Raw genomic sequence first — 6,538 nt, forward strand, 5'->3', positions numbered from 1 at the left:
CGCTCGGCTCAGCGGCCGTGGAAGTCGGGGGCACGCTTCTCGCGGAAGGCGGCCATGCCCTCCTTCTGGTCGGCGGTGTCGAAGAGGCCGGCGAACACGTGGCGCTCGAGGCGCAGGCCCTCGGCGAGGGACGACTCCAGCGCGGCGTCGAGCACGGCTTTCGCGGCGTACAGCGACGGCAAGCTCTTCGCGGCGATCGTCTCCGCGGTCTTCTGCGCCTCGTCCCGCAGTTCGGCCGCCGGGACGACGCGTGAGACGAGTCCCGAGCGCTCGGCCTCGGCGGCATCCATCATCCGGCCCGTGAGGATGAGCTCGGCGGCCTTGTAGTACCCGACCGCCCGCACGAGCCGCTGCGAGCCGCCCATGCCGGGGATCACGCCGAGGTTGATCTCGGGCTGGCCGAACTTCGCCGTGTCGGCGGCGAGGATGATGTCGCACATCATGGCCAGCTCGCACCCGCCGCCGAGCGCGTAGCCCGAGACGGCGGCGATCACCGGGGTGCGCACCTTCGCGAAGTCGGCCCATCCGCCGAAGTGGTCGGTCATGACCATCTCCAGCCCGGACTTCGACTCCATCTCCTTGATGTCCGCCCCCGCCGCGAAGGCGCGCTCCGAGCCCGTGACGACGATCGCCCCGATGTGCTCGTCGGCGTCGAAGGCGGCTGCCGCGGCGACGACGTCGCGGCAGACCTGCGTGTTGAGCGCGTTGAGCGCGTCCGGCCTGTTGAGGGTGATCCAACCGACGCGTCCGCGCGTCTCGACCAGGATCGTCTCGTATTCGGTCATCGCTCCGCTTTCGTCGAGGGTCGTGAACATTCCACCAGAGTCCGGCGCGTGGCGATCGGGGCGGCGGCGGCCCGGCCGTCAGGCGGACTCGGCGCGGATGGTGTTGATGATGCCGGAGAAGTCCTGCCCTGCGCCGTCGCCGGCGGCGAAGGCCTGGTAGATCTCGCGGGCGAGCATGCCCATGCGCGCGTCCACGCCGGTGGCGGCGATGGCATGCTCGGCGAGGCCGAGGTCCTTGTTCATCAGCGCCCCGGCGAACCCCGGCTGGTAGTCGCGGTTGGCAGGGCTCGTGGGCACGGGGCCGGGCACCGGGCAGTTCGTGGTCAGCGCCCAGCACTGCCCCGACGCGTTGGACGCGACGTCGAACAGCGCCTGGTGCGAGAGCCCGAGCCGCTCCCCCAGCACAAACGCCTCGGCGACCGCGATCTGCGACACCGCGAGGATCATGTTGTTGCACACCTTGGCCGCCTGCCCGAGGCCCGCGCCGCCGCAGTGCACGACCCGCCGCCCCATCGCCGCCAGCAGCGGCCGCGCGGCCTCGAAGTCCTCATCGGTGCCGCCCACCATGAAGGCGAGCGTGGCGTTCTCGGCGCCCACGACGCCGCCCGACACCGGCGCGTCCAGCGACCGGCGCCCGGCCTCCTCGGCGAGCGTGTGCGCGGCGCGGGCCTCGTCGACGGCGATCGTCGAGCAGTCGATGAAGAGCGCGCCGGATGCCGCGACCTCCAGCAGTCCCGGCCCGCCGCCCGCGCCCCGGTAGGCGTCGAGCACCTGCGCGCCGGTCTGGAACATCGTGATGACGACGTCGGCGCCGGTGGCGGCATCCGTCCCCGAATCGGCCGTGGCGAGTCCGGCCTCACCCGCCGCGGCGACCGCGGCAGGGGCGACGTCGAAGCCGACCACCTCGTGACCGGTCGCGGCGAGGTTCTTCGCCATGGGCAGGCCCATGTGGCCGAGCCCCAGGAATGCGATCTTCATGTCGGACCTCTTCGTCGGTGCGTGGGATCGAGGGGGCGTCAGTGCGCGAGCAGCTGGCGGCCGATGATCACGCGCATGATCTCGTTCGTGCCCTCGAGGATCTGGTGCACGCGCAGGTCGCGCACCACCTTCTCGATGCCGTAATCGTGAAGGTATCCGTACCCGCCGTGCAGCTGCAGGGCCTGGTTCGCGACGGTGAAGCCGGCGTCGGTGGCGAATCGCTTGGCCATCGCGCACTGCATCGACGCGTCGGGTGCCTTCGCGTCCAGCGCCGCCGCCGCGTCGCGCACGAGGGCCCGTGCGGCACGGAGCTCGGTGGCCATGTCGGCGAGCGCGAAGACCACGGCCTGCTTCTCGGCCAGCGGCTCGCCGAACGTGAACCGCTCCTGCACGTAGGCGACGGCGCGGTCGAGGGCCCACTGCGCGCCGCCGAGCGAGCACGCCGCGATGTTGATGCGGCCGCCGTCCAGGGCCGACATCGCGATCTTGAACCCCTGGCTCTCGCCGCCGAGGACATTCGCCGCGGGCACGCGCACCTCGTCGAGGATCACCTGCCGCGTGGGCTGCGCGTTCCACCCCATCTTGTGCTCGATCGCGCCGAACGACAGGCCGGCGGTGCCGGCGGGCACGAGGAACGCCGTGATCCCGCGGGCACCCGGCTCGCCGGTGCGTGCCATGACGATGTACACGGATGCCTCGCCCCCGCCCGAGATGAACTGCTTGACGCCGGTCAGCACGAACTCGTCGCCGTCGCGGATCGCGCTCGTCGTGATGGCCGCGGCATCCGATCCCGCACCCGGCTCGGTGAGGCAGTAGCTGCCGAAGCCCGACATGGACGTGAGGAGCGGCAGCCACTCGGTGCGCTGCGCCTCGGTGCCGTAGGTGTCGATCATCCACGCCACCATGTTGTGGATGGAGATGTACGCGGCGATCGCGGTGTCGCCCTGGGCGAGCTCCTCGAAGATGGCCGCGGCGTCCGAGCGCGACAGGCCCGAGCCGCCGACGTCCTCGCGGACGTAGATGCCGCCGAGTCCGAGCTCGCCGCCCCGGCCCAGCGTCTCGCGGGGAAAGTGCGACTGCGCGTCCCACTCCAGGGCGTGCGGCGCGAGCTGCGTCTCGGCGAATTCGCGGACGGCCTCGAGGATCGCTTCGCGCTCCTCGGTCGTGAGGGCGGGCGTGAGAGGGGTGATCGTGGACACCATTGCTCCTTCAGTGATGCAGCGACGCCCTCGTGAGGCATCCTGATCAGCGCGATCGTGCCGACATCAGCACTGTGCTGATTTTACATGGACGTCCTTGTATCTGCTAGGTGGACCTGCGGTCGCACGTACGCGTTCATCGGCTTCGAGCGGATCGGCGGCATCGCGGTGTTCGATGTGACCGAGCCCGCGGCATCCCACTTCGTCACCTACATCACAACCGCGACTTCTCGGTGTCGGGCACGACGACGCTGTTCGAGATCGCGTCGCTGCGCGGCTGGCGCGCCGAGCGGCCGGAAGGGTGGGCCCCCGTCCCGCGGGGCCCACCCTTCCTTGCTCTCGGATGCCGGGTGTCAGTCGCCCGCAGCGGCGCTGTCCCCGTCGGGCCACTACATGAACGGGCGCAGCTCGATCTGGCCGTTGCGGGCCATCGGGTGCTTCGACGCGATCTCGATCGCCTCGTCGAGGTCGTCGACCTCGAGGATGTCGAAGCCGAGGATCACCTCGGTCGTCTCGGCGAAGGGCCCGCGCGCGGTGAGCACCTTGCCGCCGCGCACCTTGACCACGGTGGAGTCGGACACCGGGGCCAGCACCTCGCCGATGATCCGCTTGCCGCTGGCGTCGAGCGGGTCGACCCACAGGTCGACGTCGGACTGGTCGGGCTCGGTGTCCGGCTCGAGCGAGGAGACGACGAACATCATGTACTTCATGGTGTGATCCTTCCGTTGCGGGCGGGCCGATGCCAACCTCACTCCGGGCGTCGTCCGGGATCGGCCGAGGTCGACACTTCGTCGCAAAGCCTTCTTCCGTTGCGCCGCGCGGGCCGCAGAGCGCGAGGCATCCGGGATCATCCCTCCGGCGGAGGACGATGCGACCGTGGGTGGACGCGCCGGCGCGTGGACGTCCGTAGCGTCGGATCATGGCCTTCACCACCTCGTCGATCCCGGTTCCCCGTCGCCGTGAGCTCTCGCGCACCACGGCCCTGCTCCTCACGATCGGCGGGAACATCCTGGTCTTCGCCATCGCCGCGCTGGGCGTGGCCGGTGTGGCGCTCGCGGCCGTTGCGGTGTTCGGCGGAGCCGTCGTGGACGCGCTCTGACAGCGAGCGGCCGGGGCAGACGCGACGGCGGTCAGGTGCGGCGCTCGGACTCGCGGAAGCGTGACGGCGACCGCGGCCGACCTCTAGGCTCGCGGCTATGACCGCCGTGGCAGCTGCACATCATCTCCAGCGCCGGCGAGACGCTGCTGGTGCGGCTGGGCCTGTGACGCGGCCGGGTCGGCGGGCCGCCGCGCCACCGATCGCGGCCGTCGTGCTCGCACTGCTCGCGCTCACCGGGTGCTCCGGCTCGGGCGCCGACCAGACGATTCGTGGGATCCCCGACGACTGGGAGGGCCCGATGCCCGACCCCCTCAGCGGCGAGCCCTCCGCAGGCTGGATCGACGACGACGAGTTCGCGATCATCACGATGGGCAGCGGCAGCTGTCCGCCGGTCCCGTCGGCACCGCAGGTGCGGGGCAGCGGCGAGGTGGAGGTCGAGTTCGGACCGTCGCCGAACAACCCCTGCACCGCGGACATGGGACCGACGACGCACGTGTTCAGGCTGCCGCCAGCGGTGATCGACCGGCCCGTCACTGTCACCGTGACGTACCAGGACTACGACGAGGTGTACGAGCTCGGACTGCCCGACCCGTAACGGTCCGGACCCCCTCATGCCCGTCGGACATCACGCACCGGCCCCGACATCGCGGCACGCACCGGCCCCCGACATCGCGGCACTCACGGCGTTCGCGGTGTTCGCGCCGATCGCGACGTTAGCGCCGATCGCGACGCGTTGGCGGCATCCGATCACTGCCGACAGCGACGTGGTCAGATGCGCAGCGCGATCTGATCTCGCTGTCTGGTCGGGGACTTCGTGGCCGGCCGCCACTTCACCTCGGCGTCCCACCAGTACGGGCCCTTCACGTACGGCACCCCCTCGACCATCGCCACCTGCCACCCGCCGGAGTCGATGGTGCGATGGTGGAACCAGCACAGCAGGACTCCGTTGTCGGTGTGCGTCGACCCACCCCGCGAATGCTCCTCGACGTGATGCACTTCGCACCACTGCGGCGGCACCTGACACCCGGGGATGAGGCATCCGCCGTCACGCAGGGTGATGGCCCGGCGCTGGTGATGGTTGAAGACTCGATCGAGCGTCCGCATCGACACGATCCGGCCGGCCGCGCCGAGCACGACCCGCTGCACCGCGCCCGCGCAGGCGATGTGCCGGGCCGCGGCGATCGAGACCGGCTCGTCGTCACCGGGGAGGTGCGCATACCCGCGCCCCGACGCGAGGTCTTGTTCGCGCACCGACACGACCAGTGTCGGTGCGGCGCCGCCGAGGATCGGCAGTTCCCCGGATGCCACGGCCGCCGTCAGCAGCACGGCCAGCGCATCGTGCTGCTTCTGGGTGCGGGTGCGCGAATCGGCGGCATCCTCGGACGGCGCGCCGGAGTCGTGGACGCTGTCGGCGTCGGCCTCGGTGAAGCACGGGCCCATCGCGGGCGCGGCGTCCACACGTGGGTTCAGCACGCTGTCGAACCCGAGTCGCAGCTGCGCGGCGACTTCGGGCAGGAGATTGCCGCGCACCGGGACCAGCCCGTCACCGTCGCGTCGCCCCACCGTGAGTCCCCGCTTGCGCAGCGCCCTCGCCTCGACGGGCTCAGCGCCATCGGGATCGAGGTAGGCCGCCCACACCTGTGCGAGCGCGCGCAGCTCGTCGGCCGAGGCCGGGCCTGCGGCATCCGGCCCCGCACCGGCTGCCGCGGCCGCGAGCTCTTCGTCGGCGGCGAGCATCTCGACCCGTCCCACGCCGACGCGACGGAACGCCGAGGCCACCGCGACGACCGCATCGACGCCCACCTGCCCCGCCGCGAGCGCGTCGCGCATGCACGGGAACGTCGCAGGCAGCAGCTCTCCCGTCGACGGCGCGGTGCCGCGCTGCACCACGCCGGCCGCGGCGGCGAGATCGGCCACGCTGCGCCCCGACAGGCGCGTGGCCCGCTGTACGAGCTCGCTGAGGTTGCGGCACCCGTACCGCGTCGCCGCACGGTCGGGGTGGGGTCGAAGGTCGTCGCGCGCCTGCAGCTGCGCCACGGCCTCGACCATGACGGCCTCGACGCCGCGGTGCACCCGAGCCGCGGCCGCGAGCGCCGACAGCACCTCGCCGTCGTCACAGGCACGCAACCCGTCATCGGCGAACGCCGCGGCGACCACACCGGCGAGCGCGTCGCCGAGGTCGGCGAGGGCTGCGGCGAACTGCGTCATACCCCCATTGTGGCCAGGGGTTCCGACATCGAAACACCCAGATCAACAGCTTTTTCGAACCAGTGGATAACCCGTCTGGAGCACGCGATCCGGCGCCCTGTGGAGGAGGCGCTGACCCCCCCCAACGGACGAGCTCCCGGCGCGGGGCCCCCCCCGGACGGGGGGGCGGCCGGGGGTGAGGGCCCCGGGGGGGCGACCCGCACCCCCCCCCGGGGGGGCCGGCCGGGGTCCCGGGCGCGGGCGGCCGCCCACCGGGGCGGAGTCACCAC

The 6,538-nt window shown here is 71.8% G+C and carries 7 protein-coding genes; 2 read left to right on the forward strand and 5 right to left on the reverse strand.

The annotated features are described in order from the left end of the window. Positions 1-8: 8 nt before the first annotated feature. The 4 genes from ACFRAL_RS00115 to ACFRAL_RS00130 form a co-directional block, all read right to left on the reverse strand. Entirely contained in the window at positions 9-785 is a 777-nt protein-coding gene (locus ACFRAL_RS00115) for an enoyl-CoA hydratase (RefSeq protein WP_378878542.1), read from the reverse strand. A gap of 78 nt (positions 786-863) precedes the next feature. After that, on the reverse strand, positions 864-1,763 hold the full coding sequence (gene mmsB / locus ACFRAL_RS00120; RefSeq protein WP_378878544.1) for a 3-hydroxyisobutyrate dehydrogenase: 900 nt from the start codon (positions 1,761-1,763) through the stop codon (positions 864-866). A gap of 38 nt (positions 1,764-1,801) precedes the next feature. Beyond that, the gene (locus tag ACFRAL_RS00125) at positions 1,802-2,965 is read right to left on the reverse strand and encodes an acyl-CoA dehydrogenase family protein (protein WP_378878546.1); all 1,164 of its coding nucleotides are present in this window, start codon (positions 2,963-2,965) and stop codon (positions 1,802-1,804) included. A 386-nt stretch (positions 2,966-3,351) separates the two neighbouring features. Beyond that, a complete protein-coding gene (locus ACFRAL_RS00130) occupies positions 3,352-3,672 on the reverse strand; it encodes a YciI family protein (RefSeq protein WP_378878548.1) in 321 nt (106 codons plus the stop codon). Positions 3,673-3,881: 209 nt separating this feature from the next. Between ACFRAL_RS00130 and ACFRAL_RS00135 the strand changes: the two genes are divergently transcribed. Further along, positions 3,882-4,061, forward strand: coding sequence for a hypothetical protein (locus tag ACFRAL_RS00135; protein WP_378878549.1), 180 nt, complete (start codon positions 3,882-3,884; stop codon positions 4,059-4,061). 163 nt (positions 4,062-4,224) lie between these two features. Further along, positions 4,225-4,656, forward strand: coding sequence for a hypothetical protein (locus tag ACFRAL_RS00140; protein ID WP_378878551.1), 432 nt, complete (start codon positions 4,225-4,227; stop codon positions 4,654-4,656). Positions 4,657-4,829: 173 nt separating this feature from the next. Here ACFRAL_RS00140 and ACFRAL_RS00145 read toward each other — a convergent pair whose 3' ends face one another. Continuing rightward, positions 4,830-6,269, reverse strand: a complete 1,440-nt coding sequence (locus ACFRAL_RS00145; RefSeq protein ID WP_378878552.1) for a DUF222 domain-containing protein — start codon at positions 6,267-6,269, stop codon at positions 4,830-4,832. Between the last annotated feature and the right edge of the window lie 269 nt (positions 6,270-6,538).

Origin of the sequence: Microbacterium sp. NPDC056736, from assembly GCF_042790415.1 — a bacterium.
Classification (GTDB): Bacteria; Actinomycetota; Actinomycetes; order Actinomycetales; family Microbacteriaceae; genus Microbacterium.

What these genes read in the sequence shown, in the direction of transcription:
- ACFRAL_RS00145 (WP_378878552.1), bottom strand. Translation starts at nt 6,269, where the DNA reads ATGACGCAGTTCGCCGCAGCCCTCGCCGACCTCGGCGACGCGCTCGCC.
- ACFRAL_RS00125 (WP_378878546.1), bottom strand. Translation starts at nt 2,965, where the DNA reads ATGGTGTCCACGATCACCCCTCTCACGCCCGCCCTCACGACCGAGGAG.
- ACFRAL_RS00130 (WP_378878548.1), bottom strand. Translation starts at nt 3,672, where the DNA reads ATGAAGTACATGATGTTCGTCGTCTCCTCGCTCGAGCCGGACACCGAG.
- ACFRAL_RS00115 (WP_378878542.1), bottom strand. Translation starts at nt 785, where the DNA reads ATGACCGAATACGAGACGATCCTGGTCGAGACGCGCGGACGCGTCGGT.
- mmsB (WP_378878544.1), bottom strand. Translation starts at nt 1,763, where the DNA reads ATGAAGATCGCATTCCTGGGGCTCGGCCACATGGGCCTGCCCATGGCG.
- ACFRAL_RS00135 (WP_378878549.1), top strand. Translation starts at nt 3,882, where the DNA reads ATGGCCTTCACCACCTCGTCGATCCCGGTTCCCCGTCGCCGTGAGCTC.